The sequence below is a fragment of the Mycolicibacterium vinylchloridicum genome (genome assembly GCF_013404075.1).
In the GTDB taxonomy this organism is placed as follows: domain Bacteria; phylum Actinomycetota; class Actinomycetes; order Mycobacteriales; family Mycobacteriaceae; genus Mycobacterium; species Mycobacterium vinylchloridicum.
Genome location: NZ_JACBJQ010000026.1, coordinates 21,232 through 42,797, shown reverse-complemented (window position 1 = coordinate 42,797; position 21,566 = coordinate 21,232). Strand labels below are relative to the sequence as shown.

Below are 21,566 nucleotides of genomic sequence, written 5' to 3'. Positions count from 1 at the left end.
TTTCCTAGTGCCCCATACCCATGCCGCCGTCGACCGGGATCACCGCGCCGGCGATGTAGCCGGCATCCTCCGACGCCAGGAAACTGACCGCCCCCGCGACCTCCTCGGCCGTCCCGACCCGCTTGGCCGGGATGAATTCCAGTGCGCCCTCTTGGATCCGCTCGTCGAGCGCGCGGGTCATCTCGGTGTCGATATAGCCGGGCGCGACGACGTTGGCGGTGACGCCGGCCTTGGACATCTCCCGAGAGATCGAACGGGCCATCCCGATCAGGCCGGCCTTGGCGGCCGCGTAGTTGGACTGGTTGCCGATGCCCCACATGCCCGAGACCGAGCCGATGAAGATGATCCGGCCGAACCGCTTGCGCTGCATGCTGCGCGACGCCCGCTGTGCCACCCGGAACGCCCCGGTCAGGTTGGCGTTGATGACCGCCTCGAAACGCTCCTCCGTCATCCGGATCATGAACGCGTCCTGGGAGATGCCGGCGTTGGACACCAGCACCTCGACCGGACCCTGATGCTCCTCGACCTCGGTGAAGGCCCGGTCGACGGCTGCGCTGTCGGTGACATCACACACGACACCGAACAATCCCTCGGGTGCACCGGACCCGCGGTGAGTGACGGCGACCTTGTGACCGTCGGCGGCCAGTCGGCGCGCGATCGCCAGGCCGATACCCCGGTTTCCACCGGTGACCAGCACCGAACGGGAGACGAACTCGGGTTTTCCGGCCGCGGCGACGCCGGCCGATTCAGCGGTATCGGTATCGGTCATGTCGGTCAACTTACTGTCTGTCGTCGGTGGCACCGAAATCGACACGAGGGGCATCAACCCGGCAGGCGCCGGTTGACCAGCAGTGCGGCGAGCGCGGCGAGAGCGAGCACCAGCGCGCCCAGCCGCAGCCAGCCGGTGCTGGCCTCGCCCTTGATGGTCTCGTAGCCGATCTGGTCCTGCAGTGAGGTGAAGACCTCCTTGAGCTGCTGCAGACTCGATGCGGTGTAGGCATTGCCGCCGGAGAGATCCGCGATCTTCTTGAGCATCTCGTCGTCGACCGGAACCGGCTGGCGCTGGTCATTGATCTCGACGTAGCCGTACGGGGTGCCGAACGACACCGTGGAGATCGGCACGCCCTGATCCTTGGCGGTGCGGGCGGCGGTGAACGCGCCCTTCGGGTTGTCCGGGTTCGAGGGCACGGTTTCCTTGCCGTCGGACATCAGCACGATGCGGGCCGGCGGCGGGGTGTCACCGCCGCCGATGACGGCGCCCACGGTCGCGATGGCCTGCAGCGAGGTGAAGATGGCCTCGCCGGTGGCGGTGCGGTCCGCCAGTTGCAGCTTGTCGATCGCCTGCTTGGTGGCCTCGCGGTTGGTGGTCGGCGACACCAGGACGGTGGCGGTGCCCGCATAGGCGATCAGACCCAGGTTGATGCCGGGGGTCAGCTGGTCGGCGAACTGCTTGGCAGCCTCCTGTGCGGCCGCCAGCCGGCTGGGCTCGACGTCGGTGGCGCGCATCGACTGCGAGACGTCGATGGTCAGCATCACCACGGCGCGATTGCGCGGAATACGCACGTCGTGAGTCGGGCCGGCCATCGCGATGGTCAGAAGGATCAGCGAGGCGATCAACAGGATGGCCGAGAGGTGCCGCCAGCGCGTAGGCCGTTTGGGCGCAACGCTTTCCAGCAGCTCCATGTTGGCGAACCGCAGGACCCGCTTCTGCCGGGCGTACTGAACGATGACGTAGAGCCCGACCAGACCGGCGATGACGAGCAGGAAAAGGAAGAACCACGGGTGTTCGAAGCCGGACAGTGTCATCGGCCCGAGCAACGGCAATGTCATTGGCTACCCGCCAGTGCGCCGCGGCGACGGGACGCGACGAACCGCACGATGTCGGCGATCCAGTCACGGTCGGTCCGCAGGGTCATCAGCGGAGCGCCGCAGCGACGCAGGGTGCGCGCCACCTCGTCGCGGTGCACCGCCGCGGCGCGGGCGAAGTCGTCGCGGAGCTGCTCGTCGATGGTGAACTCCCGGGTGGCGCCGGACTCGGTGTCCTGCAGGATCACGTCGCCGACCGGCGGCAGTTCGACGTCGCGCGGGTCGAGCACCTCGATGCCCAGCACTTCGTGGCGGGCAGCGATCGCACGCAGCGGCCGCATCCAGTTGATCGGGCCGAGGAAGTCGCTGATCACCACCGCCATGCCGCGGCGCCGTTCGGGCCGGCGCAACGCGTCGATGGCGGCGGCCAGGTCACCGCGCACGCCTGCGGGCGCCTTCGGCATGGTGGCAATGGTCCGCAGCAGCGTCTGCTCATGCATCCGGCCGGACAGGGCCGGCACCCGGGTGATCGTGTCGCCGTTGGCGATGATCGCGCCGATCCGGTTGCCGCCGCCGCTGTTGAGATAGGTGATCGCCGCGGACGCGGCGACGGCCAGGTCGCGCTTCTCACACCCGGTGGTGCCGAAGTCCAGGCTCGCCGACATGTCGACCACCAGCCAGGTCTCCAGTTCGCGGTCGGCGATCATCTGCCGCACATGCGGGTGGGTGGTACGGGCGGTCACCGACCAGTCCATCCGGCGCACGTCGTCACCGGGCTGGTAGAGCCGCGACTCCCCCGGTTCGGAACCCGGGCCGGGGATCAGGCCGAGGTGGTCACCGTGCAGGACTCCGTCGAGCTTGCGCCGGACCGTCAGCTCGAGGGTGCGCAGCGCCGCCGAGAGCTTGGCGTCACCGATCTCACCGCGCTGAAAAGACGGCGGGTGGATGGTCTGCGAGTCACTCACCGACCGTTGGCACCCGCCCCGGCGGGAACCACCGGCGGCACCGAATGCCCTTGTTGGGGAACGGCATTGACCTGAGGCAGCGCGACGGTCTGCAGGATCCGGCTGATCACCGTCTCGGCCTTGATGTCATCGGCGAGCGCGTCGTAGGTCAGCACCAGGCGGTGGCGCAGCACGTCGGGGATTACGTCGATGACGTCCTGCGGGATCACGTAGTCGCGGCCGCGCACCAGCGCCAGGGCGCGGGCGGCGGCGATGATGCCCAGCGACGCACGCGGCGAGGCGCCGAACGCCACCCACGCCTTGACGTCGCCGAGCCCGAACTGCTCGGGCCGGCGGGTCGCGGTGACGACCCGGACCACGTAGTCGACCAACGCGTGGTGGACGAAGTTGTTGGCGGCCACGTTCTGCAGCCGAAGCAGGTCGCCGGTTTCGAGGATCTGTTTGGGCTCCGGCGGGGTGACACCCATCCGGTAGATGATCTCGCGCTCTTCCTCGGGCGAGGGGTAGTCGACGTTGATCTTGAACAGGAAGCGGTCGCGCTGGGCTTCCGGCAGCGGGTAGACGCCCTCGTTCTCGATCGGGTTCTGGGTTGCCATCACCAGGAACGGCTTGGGCAGCTCATAGGTCTTGCCGCCGATGGAGATCTTGCGCTCGGCCATGACTTCGAGCAATGCCGACTGCACCTTTGCCGGGGCGCGGTTGATCTCGTCGGCCAGCAGGAAGTTCACCACGACCGGTCCGAGCTCGATGTCGAACTCCTCGCGGCCCTGCCGGTAGATGCGGGTACCGATGATGTCGGTGGGCACCAGGTCGGGGGTGAACTGGATGCGAGCGAAGGTACCGCCGACCACCTTGGCGAAGGTCTCGACCGCGAGCGTCTTGGCGACGCCGGGGACACCTTCGAGTAGCACGTGCCCCTTGGCCAGCAGCCCGACCAGGATGCGCTCGACGAGCTGATCCTGACCCACGATGATGCGCTTGACCTCGAAGATCGCCCGCTCCAGGGTGTGGACCTCGCCGGCCAGACCGTTACCGCCAGCCGAAAAGGACTGGGCTGCGGGGCCTGCGGGCGACCCACCTGGTGACGTCATCGACTTCCTCCACGAGCTGTTGGTTTTGGCAGGCACGCCGTGCCCTGCCACAACTATTCCAGGCGTTCTGGGATCCGTCGACGTGCCCCGTTCGCTGGCGCGTCGAGATCCGGCGCCTTTAGGTCTCGATGATGCGCGTCAGATACGGCGTCATACCCGCGGTGCGCACCGGGCTGACGGTCACCTGACCAGCCGCCGACGACGCCTCGAGCATCTGGCCGTTGCCGAGATAGATCGTGACGTGCTGGGTCCCGCCGGGCCCATAGAAGATCAGATCGCCGCGCTTGGCCTGCGAGGGCGGGATGTGCCGGCCGGCGTTGTACTGGTCGCCCGAGTACTTGGGAATCTGCACACCGACCCCCGCGAAGGCGTAGCGGGTGAAGCCCGAGCAGTCGTAGCCGACCTTGCCGGCGTCTTCCTCCACGCCGGCGCTCGGCCCGTTGATCGCGCCGCCACCCCAGGAGTACGGCACGCCGCGTTGCGAGGCGCCGCGGGCGATGACGTATTCGATGGCCTGTGGTCCCCTGACCCGGCCACCGGGGATCGCCGATGGCGAACCGCCGAAGCCCAGTCCGGCCAGGAACCTGCGGCCCAGATCCATGGTTGCCTGCGCCGACTGCTGGGCAACCTGTAGCGAGGCGTTGGCTACAGCCACCGGGTCACCGGGGGCGCCCGCGCTCAGGATCTTGGGCAGCGTCGGATCCCACTCGCCCGGATCGGCATTCGCCGGGCCGGCAACGCCAAGCCCAAGTGTCAGTGCCGTCAGGATCGTCCCGACGAAGAGCCGTCGAGAAGTGTTGCGAGACATGGGTACAACTCCGTCAGTATTCGATGTAGCGGATGACGAACGGTGTCATGCCGCTGGTGCGCACCGGTGAGATCTTCACGGAAGAGCCGGTGTAGGGAGCCTCGAGCATCTGGCCCTGGCCCAGGTAGAGCGTCACGTGCTGGCTGCCGCCGGGGCCGTAGAAGATCACGTCACCGCGACGCATCTGCGACGAGGGGATCTTGCGGCCCATGTTGTACTGCGAACCCGAGTAGTGCGGCAGCTTGATGCCGACACCGGCGAACGCATAAAGGATCAGTCCGGAGCAGTCGAATCCGACTGTGCCGGCGCCACTGTCGATGCCGTTGCTGGGGCCGTTGGCGGTGCCGCCACCCCAGGAGTACGGCACGCCCATCTGGGACATGGCGCGTTTGATGACGTACTCGGAGGCCTGCGCGCCGTACACATAGGGGATCGCGCCGTTGGTGATTCCGGTGTCGTCGGGCTTCAGGATGCCGAGCTTCTGCAGGAAGCTCTTGCCCATCTGCTTGGTCGCGTTCAGCGAGGACGACGAGATCTGCAGCACCGCGTTGATGATCTGGATCGGATCGCCGGAGACGAAGGCACTGGGCACCATCGGCAAGGTGGTGTCCCATTCCGAGGCGCTGCCGTACGGCGGGACCGTGCCCGCCCCCGGCGCCTTGGGCGAGCCCGGGGCGGCCGGGTCCCAGCGATCCCCCGGGGTCGCCGGGCCGGTCGCCGCCGACTGCGGCACGGCGGCAGGCGAATTCGCCGGCGCCGACCGCTGAACTAGGGGTCGGGCGGCGTCGAGTTTCTCCTGAGCCGTCTTCCGCTCGGCCGCCAGCCGGTCGATCTCGGCCTGCTGGTCACCGAACGTCTTCTGCGCCTGGGTCAACGCCGAGACGGCGGCCTGCTGACTGGCTTCGGCGTCGGCGACGGCCTGGTCGGCCTTCTCCTTGGCCAGCCGCGCCGCGGACTCCTTGTTGACCTGCTCGGTGCGGGCCCGCTGCAGGTCGGTGATCACCTGTTGCGAGCTCAGCGTCAGCGCCTGGGTGGCCGACGCGGTGGAGATGATGTCCTCGGGCGTCGTCGCCATCAACAGCGACGACGACGGTCCGTTCATATAGGCGGCGACGGCAAGTTCGTCGAATCGCTTCTGCGCCTCGGCGATTGCGGCGGTGGAGTCCTTGACCGCCGCCGCGCTGACGTCGACCTGTTCTTGGGCGGCGGCCGCCGCATCGCGAGCGGACTGGACGTCGACGATCGCCTTGTTGACGCTTTCCTGCTCGGCCTGAACCTTGGCGCCGATGTCCTGCAGACGCTGGTTGGCGTCGGCAACGTCGGCGATCAGTCCGGCGATCGTGTTGGGGCCCGGCCCTGGCTCGGCCTGGGCCAGCCCCGGCATGGTCAGCGTCATGACGACGCTGAGTGCCAATGGGCGGACGAGAGAGCCGCGATGGGAACGTCTCATTCGACCCTGGTCTCCTCTGCTCCACGTGCAGTCACGCCAGTAACAGATGTCACATGAGTCACATCAATAACAATGGCGACAGTTGCACCGTACGTCACATTTGTCGCAGAGGAAACTTCCGGCAGGAATTACATGTTTGTCATTTACGGGATGTTGCCGAAAAGTAATCTTATCGATTTGCCAGATAAGGCTATTTGACCTGATCAGCAGCGGTATCGGTATTTTGCGAGCGGCGTCCCCGAAGTTGCAGAACTCGGGTCAAAACAGCCGCTGCAGCCACCCCGATCACGAGCGTGATCGTTAATCCCGTCCAGGGAAAGTCTGGCGTTTGTAACTGATCGACAAAAGCCTGCGTGCCGACGACCGGATTGGGGGCCGTCTTGGCCACGTCCTGGCCCGCCTCGAGGGTCACGCGGTCATAGGTGGTGCTGTAGGTACCGGCCCACCCCGGGCTCAGCACCAGCACCGTGGCACCGGGATTGGCGGCCCCGATCTCGGTGGCGATATCGCGAAGCGGGGTGTCGATCGGCGGGCTGGTCTCCATCACGACGACCTTGAGGTCGATGCCGCGCTCCTGAGCCGAGGCCACTATCTTCTGCAGACCCGCGACATCGGCGGCCGGAGCAGCGACGCCGTCGGAGGCCACGTCGGCCTTGACCGCCGCCAGGCACTGCTCGACCGGAGTCGACGGGGCCAGGCCCGCGGTGCTGCACACCTCCACCGGAATGAAGGTCGGCGGGTGCAGATTCGTCACGATCGCAAACCGTACCCCTTGGCTCTGCCCCGGGGTGGCACCACGCGCCGAGGAAGACAAGACTGGGACCCAGGACCGTTGGCCGCGAACGGAAACGATCCGACCGCTTAGCAGGACAAGCGTACTGTTAGTATTCGAGACGGATGCCGACACAGCCCGTCGGCATCGATGACTACGCCGGGAGTTGATGTGAGCGATTCACTTAATTCGTTTGGAGCGCGCGACACCCTCGAGGTCGGCGACAACAGCTACCAGATCTACCGCCTCGACGCGGTGCCCGGGACCGAGAAACTTCCCTACAGCCTCAAGGTGCTCGCCGAGAACCTGTTGCGCACCGAGGACGGCGCCAACATCACCAAAGACCACATCGAGGCGATCGCGAACTGGGACCCTTCGGCCGAGCCGAGCATCGAGATCCAGTTCACGCCCGCGCGCGTGCTGATGCAGGACTTCACCGGCGTGCCCTGCATCGTCGACCTGGCCACCATGCGTGAGGCCGTCGCGGCGCTGGGCGGCGACCCGGACAAGGTCAACCCGCTCTCGCCCGCCGAGATGGTCATCGACCACTCGGTGATCCTCGACGTGTTCGGCACCGCCGACGCGTTCGAGCGGAACGTCGAACTCGAGTACGAACGCAACGGCGAGCGCTACCAGTTCCTGCGCTGGGGCCAGGGCGCGTTCGACGACTTCAAGGTCGTCCCGCCCGGCACCGGCATCGTGCACCAGGTCAACATCGAGTACCTGGCCCGCGTCGTGATGGTGCGCAATGGCGTCGCGTACCCCGACACCTGCGTGGGCACCGACAGCCACACCACGATGGAGAACGGCCTTGGCGTGCTGGGCTGGGGCGTCGGCGGTATCGAGGCCGAGGCCGCCATGCTCGGCCAGCCGGTCTCGATGCTCATCCCCCGCGTCGTCGGCTTCAAACTGACCGGCGAGATCAAGCCCGGCGTGACCGCCACCGACGTGGTGCTGACCGTCACCGACATGCTGCGAAAGCACGGCGTGGTCGGCAAGTTCGTCGAGTTCTACGGCAAGGGTGTGGCCGAGGTGCCGCTGGCCAACCGCGCGACGCTCGGCAACATGAGCCCCGAATTCGGTTCCACCGCAGCGATTTTCCCGATCGACGACGAGACGATCAAATACCTGCGGCTGACCGGGCGCACCGACGAGCAGCTGGCCCTGGTGGAGGCCTACGCCAAGGCGCAGGGCATGTGGCACGACCCCGAGCGCGAGCCGAAGTTCTCCGAGTACCTCGAACTCGACCTGTCCACGGTGGTGCCGTCGATCTCCGGGCCCAAGCGGCCACAGGACCGGATCGAGCTCTCCGACGCCAAGAACGCGTTCCGCAAGGACATCCACAACTACGTCGAGGAGAACCACCCGGCTCCGGAGACCAAACTCGATGAGGCGGTGGAAGAGTCCTTCCCCGCCAGCGACCCGGTGTCGCTGTCCTTCGCCGACGACGGTGCGGTCGATGCGCGTCCGTCGGCGGCCAACGGATCCGAGGGCCGGCCGTCCAAGCCGGTCACGGTCAAGTCGGCGGATCGCGGCGAGTTCGTGCTCGACCACGGCGCGGTCGTGGTCGCGGGCATCACATCGTGCACGAACACCTCGAACCCGTCGGTCATGCTCGGTGCCGCACTGCTGGCCAAGAAGGCCGTCGAGAAGGGCCTGACCTCCAAGCCGTGGGTCAAGACCAACATGGCACCCGGCTCGCAGGTCGTCACCGACTACTACAACAAGGCCGGCCTGTGGCCGTACCTGGAGAAGCTCGGCTACTACCTCGGTGGCTACGGCTGCACCACATGCATCGGCAACACCGGCCCGCTGCCCGACGAGATCTCGGCCGCCATCAACGACAACGATCTGTCGGTGACCGCGGTGCTCTCCGGCAACCGCAACTTCGAAGGCCGCATCTCCCCCGACGTCAAGATGAACTACCTGGCATCGCCGCCGCTGGTGATCGCCTACGGCATCGCGGGCACGATGGACTTCGATTTCGCGTCTGACCCGCTCGGGCAGGACACCGACGGCAATGACGTGTTCCTCGCCGACATCTGGCCGACGACGGCGGAGATCGAGGAGACCATCGCGTCGTCGATCAACCGGGACATGTTCACCGCGAGCTACGCCGACGTGTTCAAGGGCGACGACCGCTGGCGCTCGCTGCCGACCCCCGAGGGCAACACCTTCGCGTGGGACGACGCGTCGACCTATGTGCGCAAGGCGCCGTACTTCGACGGTATGCCCGCCGAGCCCCAGCCCGTCAGCGATATCACCGGGGCCAGGGTCCTTGCGCTGCTTGGTGATTCGGTCACCACCGACCACATCAGCCCGGCCGGCGCCATCAAGAAGGGCACCCCCGCCGCACAGTATCTGGAGGCCAACGGCGTCGAGCCCAAGGACTTCAACTCGCTGGGGTCGCGCCGCGGCAACCATGAGGTGATGATCCGTGGCACGTTCGCGAACATTCGATTGCGCAACCAGTTGCTTGACGACGTGTCCGGCGGCTACACCCGTGATTTCACCCAGGACGGCGGGCCGCAGGCCTTCATCTACGACGCCTCGCAGAACTACCAGAAGGTGGGCATTCCGCTGGTGGTGTTGGGCGGCAAGGAATATGGGTCGGGCTCATCGCGCGACTGGGCGGCCAAGGGCACCAGCCTGCTGGGCGTGCGCGCGGTCATCACCGAGTCCTTCGAGCGCATCCATCGGTCCAACCTGATCGGCATGGGCGTGATCCCGCTGCAGTTCCCGGCCGGTGAGTCGGCGGCCAGCCTCAAGCTGGACGGCACCGAGGTCTTCGACATCACCGGGATCGAGGAGCTCAACAACGGCAAGACGCCGAAGACGGTCAGTGTCACAGCCACCAAAGAAGACGGGTCGACGGTTCAATTCGACGCCGTGGTGCGCATCGACACCCCCGGTGAGGCCGACTACTACCGCAACGGCGGCATCCTGCAGTACGTGCTCCGCCATATGCTCGCGGCCGGCTAGCTCCGACGTGCCCAGGGTCAGCGAGGATCATCTGGCGGCCCGCCGTCGCCAGATCCTCGACGGCGCACGGCGCTGCTTTGCCGAGTACGGCTACGACAAGGCAACCGTGCGCCGCCTGGAGCACACCATCGGTCTGTCGCGTGGTGCGATCTTCCACCACTTCCGTGACAAGGACACCCTGTTCTTCGCCCTCGCCCGCGAGGACGCCGAGCGGATGGCCGAGGTCGCCTCGAGCCAGGGCCTCGTCCAAGTGATGCGGGACATGCTGGCCGCGCCCGATCAATTCGATTGGCTGGCCACACGTTTGGAGATCGCCCGCAAGCTGCGCAACGACCCGGTCTTCCAGCAGGGTTGGGTGGAGCGCTCGGCCGAACTGTCGGCGGCGACCAGTGACCGGCTGCGACGGCAAAAACAGGCGGGCCGGCTGCGCGACGATGTGCCCAGCGACGTGCTGCAGTGCTACCTGGATCTGGTTCTCGACGGGTTGGTGGCGCGACTGGCCGCGGGCGAAGACCCCCAGCGCCTCTCGGCGGTGCTGGATCTGGTGGAGGTATCAGTGCGCGCGGAAGGGCCCGACAGCTAGCGCCGGGTCACATGGTTGGGCCCACCGCGGCTGCGCATCGTGGTGCCCGACTCGCGCAACAGCGCGTGGATCGAACCGTACGAACGGCCCGTCGACGCCACCAGGGTGCGAATACTCGCGCCGCCCTCGTAGGCGTTCCGCAGATTGTTCAACAACTGGTCATGAGCTTCGCTGGGCTTCCTCATGATCACCCTCCCCGGTCGATCGGCGCCGATAGCCCACAGAGTAGGAGCGCATCTGCGCTGTTTGGCCGGTTTGACCGAAATCGTTTATGCCAGTTGTCAGGCGAGCTCGATGAGGTCCCGATACTCGTCGGACCAGAAGTCCTCGGTGCCATCGGGAAGCAGCACGACGCGCTGCGGATCGAGCGCTTCGGCCGCGCCCGGGTCGTGGGTCACCAGCACCACCGCACCCTGGTAACTGCGCAGCGCGTCCAGAACCTGTTCGCGCGACGCGGGATCGAGGTTGTTGGTCGGCTCGTCGAGCAGCAGCACGTTGGCCGTCGATGCCACCAGCCCCGCCAGGGCCAGCCGGGTTTTCTCACCACCGGACAGGGTGCCGGCCGGCTGTTCGAGCTGGGGGCCGGTGAACATGAACGCGCCGAGCAGGCCGCGCAGATCCTGCTCGCCGGTGTCGGGTGCGGCGTGGCGGATGTTCTCCCACACCGTCGCGTTGTTGTCGAGAGTGTCGTGTTCCTGTGCGAAATAACCGATCTTGAGCCCGTGCCCGGGTTCCAGTCCGCCGGCGTCAGGAGTCTCGGTGCCTGCGATCAGCCGCAACAGGGTCGTCTTGCCCGCGCCGTTGAGGCCCAGAACCACGACCCGTGAACCGCGATCGATCGCCAGGTCGACCCCGGTGAACACTTCCAGCGAACCGTAGTTCTTGGTCAACCCCTTGACCACCAGCGGTGTCTTGCCGCACGGCGCCGGCGTCGGGAACTTGATCCGGGCTACCTTGTCGGCCACCCGCTCGGCATCCAATTCGGCCATCATCCGTTCAGCGCGGCGCAACATGTTCTGTGCGGCAACGGCTTTGGTGGCCTTGGCGCCCATCTTGGCGGCCTGCGCGCGCAAGGCACCGGCCTTCTTCTCGGCGTTGGCGCGCTCCCGGCGGCGGCGCTGCTCGTCGGTGGCGCGGGCGTCGAGGTACTTCTGCCAACCCATGTTGTAGACATCGGCCTCACCGCGCACGGCGTCGAGGAACCACACCCGGTTCACGACGTCGGCGAGCAGGTCGACGTCGTGGCTGATCACCACGAGTCCGCCGCTGTGGTTCTGCAGGAAGCCCCGTAGCCAGCCGATCGAGTCGGCGTCGAGGTGGTTGGTGGGTTCGTCGAGTAACAGGGTGGTGGCCGAACCCGCGCCGGTATCACTGGCGGCGAAGAGAATCCGGGACAGCTCGACGCGCCTGCGCTGTCCGCCGGACAGGGTGCGCAGCGGCTGGGTCAGCACCCGGTCCGGCAGACCGAGGCTCGCACAGATGCGGCCGGCTTCGCTTTCAGCCGCGTATCCGCCGAGGGCGGCGAAGCGCTCCTCGAGCTGGCCGTAGCGGCGAATCGCCTTGTCGCGGGCGGCGTCGTCGACGACCTCGGCCATCAGCGCCTGCTGCTTCTCCAGATCGGACAGCAGGGTGTCCAAGCCGCGGGCCGACAGCACCCGGTCGCGTGCCAGCACATCGAGATCCCCCTCACGGGGATCCTGCGGGAGATAGCCGACGTCACCGGAGCGCACGACGGTGCCCGCGTAGGGTTCACCCTCCCCCGCCAGGATCCGCATCGTCGTTGTCTTGCCGGCGCCGTTGCGTCCGACCAGACCGATGCGATCGCCGGGCTGCACCCGCAGCGCCGGACCCTCGGCGAGGAGAAGCGTGCGCGCGCCGGCGCGGACCTCGAGGTCCGTTGCGGTGATCACGCGCGCACTACTCCTACTTGTCGTCGGTGAAGACCGGGTCGCGGTTCTCGGCGCGCGCAGCAACCGCCTCTTCGAAGTTGGCGGTGAGCAGGCGCACGTAGAGCTGCCCGAGGCCCTCGGCCTGCATATGCCCTTCCAGGCTACCGGCGTCTAGTCCACTCCATAGCGTCCGCTTGGTCAATTCCGTGCCAGGCCGGGAGAACGCCGCGATGCGGCCGGCGATCTCGAAGCAGGCCGGCAACAACTCGTCCCCGGGCACCTGACGGGACACCAGCCCGATCCGCTCGGCCTCCTCGGCGTCGACGTCGCGACCGGTCAGCATGATCTCGAACGCCCGCGACGAGCCGATCGCACGCGGCAACAGGTAGCTCAGTCCCAGCTCACTGGCGGTCAGCCCGTTGTTGATCCCGGCGGCCCGGAAGTAGGCGCCGCTGGCGGCGACCCGGATGTCGGCGGCCAGCGCCAGGCAGAGCCCGCCGCCGATCGCCGCCCCGTTGACCGCGGCGATGATCGGCTGGTGCAGCTTGCGCATGGCGAGGATCACATCGTCGAGCACCGCCATCGACCGCAGCCCGAACGACGGCCGGGTCAGTCCGGCGACGTGCGGAACCGAACCGGCGGACTTGTGGTCGGCACCCGAGGAGAAGCCGCGCCCGGCACCGGTCAGCACGACCGCGCGTACGGAGTTGTCGTACTTGAGTTCGGTCAGGACTTCCCGCAACGGCAACATGACGTCGAACGCCATGGAGTTCATCCGCTCGGGCCGGTTCAGGGTCACCAGAGCGACGTTGGGCTGCGGTTTTTCGACGAGGACGAAACCAGAGTCACGAATCACCGTTGCACGGTAACCCGCTGCGGGATTACTCGGATTGAGACTGAGACGCGATGGCCGCGTCGACGTCGAACTCCTTGACCTGCGAGATGAGGTCCTCCAGCGCGGCGGGCGGAAGCGCACCGGCCTGGTTGAAGATCAGCTTGCCCTTCTTGAACGCCATCAGCGTAGGGATGGACCGGATCTCGGCGGCGGCCGCGAGCTCTTGCTCGGCCTCGGTGTCGACCTTGCCGTAGAAGACATCCGGGTGCTTCTCCGAGGAGGCCGTGAACGTGGGGGCGAACGCGCGACACGGCCCGCACCACGACGCCCAGAAGTCGACCAGCACGATGTCGTTGCCGGTGATGGTGTCGTTGAAGTTCTGTGCGGTCAGGTCTTGGGTAGCCACGTCAGTCCTAACGTCCGATTTTCGCTGTGTGTTCCCTGTCGGTCTCAATACAAACTGCCCAGCGCACTGGCCGCGTCGAAACCGCCGAACCCGTCGAGCTTGCCGTCGCGCACCCGGTTCACCCAGGCGGGATCGGCGAGCAGGGCGCGGCCGACGGCGACGATGTCGAACTCACCGGCGTCGAACTGGTCGAGCAGCCGGTCGATGGGCGACGGCGGGATCGGTCCGCTCCCGGCACCCGGGTTGAACTCGGTTTCCAGGCCGACCGATCCGACGGCGACGACGGGCAAGCCGGTCAGTTTCTTGGTCCAGCCCGCCAGGCTCAGTTGCGGGTCCTCGTCTGCGAAAGCGGGCAGATAGTGCCGCCGGGTCGACGGGTGCAGTACATCCACCCCGGCCTCGACCAGCGGGGCCAGCAGTTGTTCGAGCTCCTGTGGGCTGCCTGCCACCTGCGCGTCGTATCGGTTCATCTTCCACTGCGAGAACCGGAAGATGATCGGGAAAGCGGGGCCGACCGCCGCGCGTACCGCCGCGACCACCTCGGCCGGGAATCGGGTCCTCGCCGCCAGCGAGCCGCCATACCCGTCGGTGCGGTGATTGGTGTGCTCCCAGAGGAATTGGTCCAGCAGGTAACCGTGGGCACCGTGGATCTCGACGGCATCGAAGCCGGCGGCGCGGGCATTGGCGGCCGCCAGCGCGTAGGCCTTCGCGAGCACGGGCAGCTCGTCGGTGCGCAGCGCGCGCCCGATCGGGTTGCCCGCGAGGTCGATTCCCGACGGGCTGACCGGTTCCTGATCAGGGTGGTCACCGTCGTGCACGCCGCGCGCGGCACCCTGATGCCAGAGCTGCGCGGCGATGGTGCCGCCTTCGGCGTGCACGGCAGCGGTGACCGCGCGCCACCCGGCGAGAACCTCGGCGCCGTCGAGGTTCGGGATGCGATCCGGCCAGCCGGCGGCCGAGTGCGGGATGCGAATGCCCTCGGTGATGACCAGCCCGGTGCCACCCGCGGCGCGGCGGGCGTAATAAGCGGCGACGTCGGGTCCCGGAATCCCGCCCGGTGACGCGGCCCGGGTCATCGGTGCCATCGCGAACCGGTTGCGCACGGTCAGCGATCCGACCGTCAGCGGTGCGAACAGCTCTTGCAGCCGAACATCATCCATGACCGGTTGCAACACCGCCGTGCAGCACGTTGATTCCGTGCCGGAAGAACTCGGTGATGTCGCCGGCGAGGATGTCGAGATCGGCACTGAGATCCAGATCGTGCACGGCCCCGAACGGCGCGTTCCACAGCGGCCCGGTGCGCGGTGAGCGTGCGAAATCCCACGGCCCGACGTAGGCGTACGGCAATTCGTGGAAGTCATCGCCGGCCGAAACGCCATAGTTAACCTCGTCGGCACTGGCCGCGACGTCGAAGTGTTCCGGCCACAGCACCGGATGCCCTTCCGGGAGAACAGCATTGATGGCGAAGCCGCCGGCGTACAGACATCGATAGATGGCGTCGACGGCGCCGGCGTCCAGGTCGAGGACGGTGTCCGGGTCCAGGGCGGTCACCGACTCGTACGCCCCGACGGGCGGGCTCACGTCGAGACCGCTGGCACGCACGAGCCCGCGCACCGGACCCGTCAACGCAGCGCTGCCGCCCGGCCACGTCAGCGTGGTCCCGTGTACCGCGATCGCCAGCGTGGTCGCGCTGAAGCCGTCCGGGCGGACCGCCAGCCGGATGGTCCCCGTCGCCCGGTACTGCGGCCCGGCGATGAAGTTCTCGGCGACGGCGTGCAGCTGGCGGCGAGTCGCCACGACGGTGGCCGGTGAGGTCATTGCGACTTTCCTTCGACACTTTCGATGAGTGCCAAAGCCCGTTCTTTGGCGCGATCGGCATTGTCCAGTAAGCGGTCTCGCCGGCCCGGCCACCAGAACAGTTCGACCCCCAACAGCGCGAGGTACACCAGCGACGAGATCATGTCTCGGGTCGAGCCGAAGACCGAGTCCCACACCGCGGTCCCGATGCCGACGACGAGGACCAGCGGAATGACCCAGCGGAACGGGCGGCCCTTCTCCTCGGCCCGGTGCATGCCGTCGGCGAAGTCGACCACCGATTGCGCCAGCACGGGATCGCCGATCCGCCCACCCCAGTGGGTGACTCCGACGACCCGTTCGCGCTGTTCGCCGGTCAGCGCCGAGGCACCCGGCCAGTACCGGACCATCCGCCGGCCCAGCCAGATGCCGTAGACCACCGCGATGATGGCCGCCGCCAAAGCGCCGGCGAACCACAGCCCCGAGTCCAGCCATGCCAGTAAGCCGAGGAAGACTCCGGCGCCGAGGCCGACCGCCACCGCCCTCCAGAACGCGTTGCCGCGCCAGACGAAGGCCGGGACCGTGAGCATCAGCTCACGCTAAAAACGGTGGAGCGCATCCGCTCACATTAGACAGTGAAGCCCAGCGCCCGCAGTTGTTCGCGGCCGTCGTCCGTGATCTTGTCCGGCCCCCACGGCGGATTCCACACCCAGTTGATCTTGGCTTCCTTGACCAGCCCGGCGCCGACGAGTGCGGTCATCGTCTGGTCTTCGATCACGTCGGTCAGCGGGCACGCCGCCGACGTCAGCGTCATGTCGATCATCGCCACCATGCCGGTGTCGGCCTTCTCGACATTCAGGCCGTAGACCAGGCCGAGGTCGACGACGTTGATGCCGAGTTCGGGATCCACCACGTCGCGCATGGCTTCCTCGATATCGGCCAGGAATTCCTCCGAGACGGGTTCGCTCGTGCCCTGCGGATCGCTCATCGCTTCTCCTCCAAGTCCTTTCGCTGCGACGCCTGCGCCACAGCATCTTTGAAAGCCAGCCAGCCCAGCAGCGCGCATTTCACCCGCGCCGGATATTTCGCCACGCCGGCAAACGCGACACCGTCGCCCAGCACGTCTTCGTCACCTTCGACGGTCCCCCGCGACGACACCATCTCGCTGAACGCCGCGACCGTCTTCAGCGCGTCGCCGACCGTCAGCCCGATCACCTGATCGGTGAGCACCGAGGTGGCGGCCTGGCTGATCGAGCATCCCTGGCCGTCGTAGGAGATGTCGTCGACGTGCTCGCCGTCCTCGGACAGTGCCACCCGCAACGTCACCTCGTCGCCGCAGGTCGGGTTGACGTGGTGCACCTCGGCACCGAACGGCTCACGCAGCCCGCGGTGGTGCGGGTGCTTGTAGTGGTCCAGGATCACTTCCTGGTACATCTGCTCGAGCTTCATCCATTGCCCCCGGTCGCTGCGCTCCTGCCCGCCGTCACGAGAAGAACTCCACCGCCCGCTTGACGCCCGCGACCAGCCGGTCGACCTCGTCGACGGTGTTGTAGACCGCGAACGATGCTCGCACTGTTGCGGCCACCCCGAACCGGCGGTGTAGCGGCGCGGCGCAGTGGTGCCCGACCCGCACGGCCACCCCGTCGTCATCGAGCACCTGCCCGACGTCGTGGGCGTGCACACCGTCGACCACGAACGCGACCGGGGACCTGCGCACTGCCGGATCCGTCGGCCCGATGATGCGCACCTGCGGGATCGCAGCCAACCCGTCCAGCGTCGCAGCCACCAATTCGTTCTCGTGCGCCTCGACGGCCGTCATCCCCAGCGCGCTGAGATAGCGTGCGGCGGCGGCCAACCCGACCACCTGAGAGATCATCTGGGTGCCCGCCTCGAACCGCTGCGGTGCCGCCATGTAGGTGGCGCTATCCATCGTCACCGTCTCGATCATCGACCCGCCGGTCAGGAACGGGGGCAGCGCGGCCAGCAGCTCGCGGCGACCGTAGAGCGCACCGATCCCGGTGGGGCCCAGCATCTTGTGCCCGGAGAACGCAGCGAAGTCCACGCCGAGAGCATGGAAGTCGACCGGCTGGTGCGGGACCGACTGGCACGCGTCCAGCACGGTCAGCGCACCCACTGCCTTGGCTCGCCCGACCATCTCAGCCACCGACGGGGCGGTTCCGGTGACATTCGAATGATGAGTGAAGGCAACGACTTTCACTCGCCCGTCCAGTTGCAGGGAATCGAGATCGACGTGTCCGTCGTCGGTGAGCCCGTACCAGCGCAGGGTCGCCCCGGTGCGCCGGGCCAGTTCCTGCCAGGGAATGAGATTGGCGTGGTGTTCCAGCTCGGTGGTGACGATGACGTCGCCGGGACCGACCGCGTTCTCGAACCGCTTGTCCCCCAGCACATACGAGACGAGGTTGAGTGACTCGGTGGCGTTCTTCGTGAACACCAGCTCGTCGGCGTCGACCCCGACGAACGCGGCGATATCGGCGCGCCCCTGTTCGAAGGCGTCGGTCGACTCCTCCATCAGCTGGTGCGCACCGCGATGTACCGCGCCGTAATGGTGGAGCAGAAACTCGCGTTCGGCGTCGAGAACCTGCAGCGGCTTCTGCGATGTCGCCCCGGAATCCAGGTAGGCCAGTTGCTGTCCGCCCCGCATCACCCGATTGAGGATCGGGAAATCGGCGCGGACGCCCACGACGTCCAAGTCCACCGAGGCGGTCATGTCAGGCTCCTGCCGCCGCCTGGGTGAAGCGCACGTAGCCGTTCTCCTCGAGCTCGTCGGCCAGCTCGGGACCACCGGATTCGACGATCCGGCCGTCGACGAAGACGTGCACGAACCCGGGGTGGATGTAGCGCAGGATGCGGGTGTAGTGCGTGATGAGCAGGACTCCGGCATGCTCGGCCTCGGCAAACTGGTTCACGCCCTCGGAAACCACGCGCAGCGCGTCGACGTCCAGACCCGAATCGGTCTCGTCGAGGATGGCGATCTTCGGCTTCAGCAGGCCCAGTTGCAGGATCTCGTGGCGCTTCTTCTCGCCACCCGAAAAGCCTTCGTTGACACTGCGTTCGGCGAACTGCGGGTCGATCTCCAGGTCGGCCATCGCGGCCTTGACCTCTTTGACCCAGTGCCGCAGCTTGGGCGCCTCGCCGCGAACTGCGGTCGCCGCCGTGCGCAGGAAATTCGACATCGAGACGCCGGGTACCTCGACCGGGTACTGCATCGCGAGGAACAGCCCGGCCCGGGCACGCTCGTCGACGGTCATCGCCAGCACGTCCGCACCGTCGAGGGTGATCGACCCCGAGGTGACGTTGTACTTGGGGTGCCCGGCGATCGAGTAGGACAGCGTGGACTTGCCGGACCCGTTGGGGCCCATGACCGCGTGGGTCTCCCCCGAATTCACGGTCAGGTTCACGCCCTTGAGGATCTCCTTCTCGGTGCCGTCCTCATTGGCGACGCTGACGTGAAGGTCCTTGATTTCCAATTTGCTCATGGCTGTGTGGTTCTCGATTCCGTGATTGCTAGTTCTCGTTCGATGGCTTCGGTGAGGCGGTCGCGGACGGCGGGGACGGCGATCTTGGCGATGATCTCGCCGAAGAAGCCGCGCACCATCAGCCGGCGGGCCTGCTCTTCCGGGATGCCGCGGGCCTGCAGATAGAACAGCTGCTCGTCGTCGAAACGCCCGGTGGCACTGGCATGTCCGGCACCGACGATCTCGCCGGTCTCGATCTCCAGGTTGGGCACGGAATCGGCGCGGGCGCCGTCGGTCAGCACGAGGTTGCGGTTGGCCTCGTAGGTGTCGGTGCCGGTGGCCGCCGCACGGATCAGCACGTCGCCGACCCAGACGGTGTGAGCATCGGGCTTGGCCGACGTCGGATCGCCCTGCAGCGCACCCTTGTACAGCACATCCGACTTGCAGTTCGGGTGAGCATGGTCGACCAACAGCCGAGATTCGAAGTGCTGGCCGTCGTCGGCGAAGTAGGTGCCGAGCAGCTGCGCCTCGCCACCGGGGCCGGCATACCGCACGGTCGCGGTGGTGCGCACGACATCGCCGCCGAGCGTCACGTTGACGTGCCCGAGCACGGCGTCGCGACCCACCAGCGCATGATGCGCGCTGACGTGCACCATGTCGTCGGCCCAGTCGGCAATCCAGATCACGCCGAGTCCCGCGCCGTCACCGACGATGATCTCGACGTTGTCGGCGTAGGTTCCGCTGCCGCGGAGGTCGACGACGACGATCGCACGGACATGCTCCTGCACCCGGATCTGCAGGTGCCCGTAGGCCACTGCGCCCTCACCGGGGCCCTCGACAGTGATCTCGATGGGCTCAGCCACCTCGGTGTCACGCGCTACCGTGACCACGGTGGCGGAATTGAACGACGAGAATGCCTGTGCGGCAACCCGATCGGACGGAACACCACCCTGGCCGAGGCGCTCGTCACCGCGACGGACGGTCTCCACCGTCACGCCGGGCTGTTCGCTGACACTGATCTGCGCCGTGCCGGTGGCCGGTGCCGACCCGTCGTGCAGGCCGCGCAGGCGCTTGAGCGGAGTGAACCGCCAGACCTCGTCGCGGCCGCCCGGCACCTCGAAGGCGTCGACGTCGAACGAGCTGAATTGTTCGCCCTTGTTGATGGCAGTGAGGCGCGAACCCTCCACCGCCTTGGTCAAGTTCGACATCAGCCGACCGCACCTTCCATCTGCAGCTCGATCAGCCGGTTGAGCTCCAGGGCGTATTCCATCGGCAGTTCCTTGGCGATCGGCTCGACGAAGCCGCGCACCACCATCGCCATCGCCTCGTCCTCGGTCATGCCGCGGCTCATCAGATAGAACAGCTGATCGGCACTGACCTTGGACACGGTGGCCTCATGACCCATCGTGACATCGTCCTCGCGGATGTCGACGTAGGGGTAGGTGTCGCTGCGGCTGATCGTATCGACAAGCAGCGCATCGCATTTCACGCTCGAACGCGATCCGTGCGCACCCTTGTTGACCTGAACCAGGCCGCGGTAGGACGCCCGCCCACCGCCGCGGGCCACCGACTTCGACACGATGTTGCTCGACGTGTTCGGGGCCAGGTGCAGCATCTTGGCTCCGGTGTCCTGGTGCTGCCCCTCGCCGGCGAACGCCACCGAGAGCACCTCACCCTTGGCGTGCTCACCGGTCATCCAGACCGCCGGGTACTTCATCGTCACCTTCGAGCCGATGTTGCCGTCGACCCATTCCATGGTGGCGCCGGCCTCGGCCCGCGCGCGCTTGGTCACCAGGTTGTAGACATTGTTCGACCAGTTCTGGATGGTCGTGTATCGGCAACGGCCACCGGGCTTCACGATGATCTCCACCACCGCCGAGTGCAGTGAGTCGCTCTTGTAGATCGGCGCGGTACAGCCCTCGACGTAGTGCACGTAGGCGTCCTCGTCGACGATGATCAGCGTGCGCTCGAATTGGCCCATGTTCTCGGTGTTGATCCGGAAGTAGGCCTGCAGCGGGATGTCGACGTGGACACCCTTGGGCACGTAGATGAACGAACCGCCCGACCACACCGCGGTGTTCAGCGCGGAGAACTTGTTGTCACCGGCCGGGATCACCGTGCCGAAGTACTGCTTGAACAGCTCCGGGTGTTCCCGCAGACCGGAGTCGGTGTCCAGGAAGATGACGCCCTGCGCTTCCAGGTCCTCGCGGATGGAGTGGTAGACCACCTCGGACTCGTACTGCGCAGCCACACCCGAGACCAGGCGCTGCTTCTCGGCCTCCGGGATACCCAGCCGGTCGTAGGTGTTCTTGATATCGGCGGGCAGGTCGTCCCATGTCGCGGCCTGCTTCTCGCTCGAGCGCACGAAGTACTTGATGTTGTCGAAAAAGATGCCTTCGAGATTCGACCCCCAGTTCGGCATCGGCTTCTTCTCGAATGTGCGCAGCGCCCGCAGGCGCATGTCGAGCATCCACTGCGGTTCGCTCTTCTTGGCCGAGATGTCGCGCACCACCGCCTCGGACAGGCCCCGCTGGGCACTGGCACCCGCAACGTCGGAGTCCGACCAGCCGTAGCCGTAATTGCCCAGGGAGGCAATGGTCTGCTCCTGGGTCAGCGGCTGTGCCGGCGTGGCTTCCGGGGTGAGTGTCATGGCGACGCTCCTCAATCGATCGTGGCGGCTTCGGTACAGGCTGAGCACCGAAGTGGTTC

22 protein-coding genes are annotated in these 21,566 nt (G+C 66.9%); 2 read left to right on the top strand and 20 right to left on the bottom strand.

What is annotated here, in order from left to right:
* Nucleotides 1-4: 4 nt before the first annotated feature.
* The 7 genes from fabG1 to HPC46_RS20925 form a co-directional block, all read right to left on the bottom strand.
* Nucleotides 5-769 (bottom strand): 3-oxoacyl-ACP reductase FabG1, encoded by a 765-nt coding sequence (gene fabG1, locus HPC46_RS20955; RefSeq protein ID WP_179473458.1) that lies wholly within the window; start codon nucleotides 767-769, stop codon nucleotides 5-7.
* 53 nt (nucleotides 770-822) lie between these two features.
* Nucleotides 823-1,830 carry a VWA domain-containing protein gene (locus HPC46_RS20950; protein ID WP_179473456.1) on the bottom strand — a complete coding sequence of 336 codons (1,008 nt, stop codon included), beginning with the start codon at nucleotides 1,828-1,830 and terminating at the stop codon, nucleotides 823-825.
* On the bottom strand, nucleotides 1,827-2,771 hold the full coding sequence (locus tag HPC46_RS20945; RefSeq protein ID WP_179473454.1) for a DUF58 domain-containing protein: 945 nt from the start codon (nucleotides 2,769-2,771) through the stop codon (nucleotides 1,827-1,829). Before HPC46_RS20945 ends, HPC46_RS20950 begins: the two co-directional genes overlap by 4 nt.
* Nucleotides 2,768-3,862 (bottom strand): chaperone MoxR1, encoded by a 1,095-nt coding sequence (moxR1, locus tag HPC46_RS20940; RefSeq protein ID WP_179473452.1) that lies wholly within the window; start codon nucleotides 3,860-3,862, stop codon nucleotides 2,768-2,770. Before moxR1 ends, HPC46_RS20945 begins: the two co-directional genes overlap by 4 nt.
* A gap of 118 nt (nucleotides 3,863-3,980) precedes the next feature.
* The gene (ripB, locus tag HPC46_RS20935; protein WP_005146356.1) at nucleotides 3,981-4,670 is read right to left on the bottom strand and encodes an NlpC/P60 family peptidoglycan endopeptidase RipB; all 690 of its coding nucleotides are present in this window, start codon (nucleotides 4,668-4,670) and stop codon (nucleotides 3,981-3,983) included.
* Nucleotides 4,671-4,683: 13 nt separating this feature from the next.
* Nucleotides 4,684-6,120, bottom strand: a complete 1,437-nt coding sequence (gene ripA / locus HPC46_RS20930; protein WP_179473450.1) for an NlpC/P60 family peptidoglycan endopeptidase RipA — start codon at nucleotides 6,118-6,120, stop codon at nucleotides 4,684-4,686.
* A gap of 190 nt (nucleotides 6,121-6,310) precedes the next feature.
* A complete protein-coding gene (locus HPC46_RS20925; protein WP_179473447.1) occupies nucleotides 6,311-6,874 on the bottom strand; it encodes an Rv1476 family membrane protein in 564 nt (187 codons plus the stop codon).
* 189 nt (nucleotides 6,875-7,063) lie between these two features.
* On the opposite strand from HPC46_RS20925, the gene HPC46_RS20920 reads away from it, so the two are divergent.
* Together HPC46_RS20920 and HPC46_RS20915 are read left to right on the top strand one after the other, a co-directional pair.
* On the top strand, nucleotides 7,064-9,874 hold the full coding sequence (locus tag HPC46_RS20920; protein ID WP_407665540.1) for an aconitate hydratase: 2,811 nt from the start codon (nucleotides 7,064-7,066) through the stop codon (nucleotides 9,872-9,874).
* A gap of 7 nt (nucleotides 9,875-9,881) precedes the next feature.
* Nucleotides 9,882-10,457, top strand: coding sequence for a TetR/AcrR family transcriptional regulator (locus HPC46_RS20915; protein ID WP_179473437.1), 576 nt, complete (start codon nucleotides 9,882-9,884; stop codon nucleotides 10,455-10,457).
* On the opposite strand, the gene HPC46_RS20910 is transcribed toward HPC46_RS20915, so the two are convergent.
* From HPC46_RS20910 to sufB, 13 genes are all read right to left on the bottom strand, one after another.
* A complete protein-coding gene (locus tag HPC46_RS20910) occupies nucleotides 10,454-10,642 on the bottom strand; it encodes a helix-turn-helix domain-containing protein (RefSeq protein ID WP_005146351.1) in 189 nt (62 codons plus the stop codon). The genes HPC46_RS20915 and HPC46_RS20910 overlap by 4 nt on opposite strands.
* Nucleotides 10,643-10,738: 96 nt before the next feature.
* Entirely contained in the window at nucleotides 10,739-12,367 is a 1,629-nt protein-coding gene (locus tag HPC46_RS20905) for an ABC-F family ATP-binding cassette domain-containing protein (protein ID WP_179473435.1), read from the bottom strand.
* 13 nt (nucleotides 12,368-12,380) lie between these two features.
* A complete protein-coding gene (locus HPC46_RS20900) occupies nucleotides 12,381-13,202 on the bottom strand; it encodes an enoyl-CoA hydratase (RefSeq protein WP_179473433.1) in 822 nt (273 codons plus the stop codon).
* Nucleotides 13,203-13,227: 25 nt separating this feature from the next.
* The gene (gene trxA, locus HPC46_RS20895) at nucleotides 13,228-13,587 is read right to left on the bottom strand and encodes a thioredoxin (RefSeq protein WP_179473431.1); all 360 of its coding nucleotides are present in this window, start codon (nucleotides 13,585-13,587) and stop codon (nucleotides 13,228-13,230) included.
* 44 nt (nucleotides 13,588-13,631) lie between these two features.
* Nucleotides 13,632-14,747 (bottom strand): oxidoreductase, encoded by a 1,116-nt coding sequence (locus tag HPC46_RS20890; protein WP_179473429.1) that lies wholly within the window; start codon nucleotides 14,745-14,747, stop codon nucleotides 13,632-13,634.
* Complete coding sequence (locus HPC46_RS20885) at nucleotides 14,740-15,405, bottom strand: hypothetical protein (RefSeq protein ID WP_179473427.1); 666 nt, start codon at nucleotides 15,403-15,405, stop codon at nucleotides 14,740-14,742. Before HPC46_RS20885 ends, HPC46_RS20890 begins: the two co-directional genes overlap by 8 nt.
* Complete coding sequence (locus HPC46_RS20880) at nucleotides 15,402-15,971, bottom strand: hypothetical protein (RefSeq protein WP_179473425.1); 570 nt, start codon at nucleotides 15,969-15,971, stop codon at nucleotides 15,402-15,404. The genes HPC46_RS20885 and HPC46_RS20880 overlap by 4 nt, the downstream gene beginning before the upstream one ends.
* 38 nt (nucleotides 15,972-16,009) lie before the next feature.
* The gene (locus HPC46_RS20875; RefSeq protein WP_179473423.1) at nucleotides 16,010-16,369 is read right to left on the bottom strand and encodes a metal-sulfur cluster assembly factor; all 360 of its coding nucleotides are present in this window, start codon (nucleotides 16,367-16,369) and stop codon (nucleotides 16,010-16,012) included.
* Nucleotides 16,366-16,830, bottom strand: coding sequence for a Fe-S cluster assembly sulfur transfer protein SufU (gene sufU, locus HPC46_RS20870; protein ID WP_005146344.1), 465 nt, complete (start codon nucleotides 16,828-16,830; stop codon nucleotides 16,366-16,368). The genes HPC46_RS20875 and sufU overlap by 4 nt, the downstream gene beginning before the upstream one ends.
* A gap of 34 nt (nucleotides 16,831-16,864) precedes the next feature.
* Complete coding sequence (locus tag HPC46_RS20865; RefSeq protein WP_179473421.1) at nucleotides 16,865-18,109, bottom strand: cysteine desulfurase; 1,245 nt, start codon at nucleotides 18,107-18,109, stop codon at nucleotides 16,865-16,867.
* Between the two features lies 1 nt (nucleotide 18,110).
* Nucleotides 18,111-18,878: a Fe-S cluster assembly ATPase SufC gene (gene sufC, locus HPC46_RS20860; RefSeq protein WP_179473419.1), complete on the bottom strand. Its 768-nt coding sequence runs from the start codon at nucleotides 18,876-18,878 to the stop codon at nucleotides 18,111-18,113.
* Complete coding sequence (gene sufD, locus HPC46_RS20855) at nucleotides 18,875-20,065, bottom strand: Fe-S cluster assembly protein SufD (RefSeq protein ID WP_179473417.1); 1,191 nt, start codon at nucleotides 20,063-20,065, stop codon at nucleotides 18,875-18,877. Before sufD ends, sufC begins: the two co-directional genes overlap by 4 nt.
* The gene (sufB, locus tag HPC46_RS20850; protein WP_179473415.1) at nucleotides 20,065-21,507 is read right to left on the bottom strand and encodes a Fe-S cluster assembly protein SufB; all 1,443 of its coding nucleotides are present in this window, start codon (nucleotides 21,505-21,507) and stop codon (nucleotides 20,065-20,067) included. The genes sufD and sufB overlap by 1 nt, the downstream gene beginning before the upstream one ends.
* Between the last annotated feature and the right edge of the window lie 59 nt (nucleotides 21,508-21,566).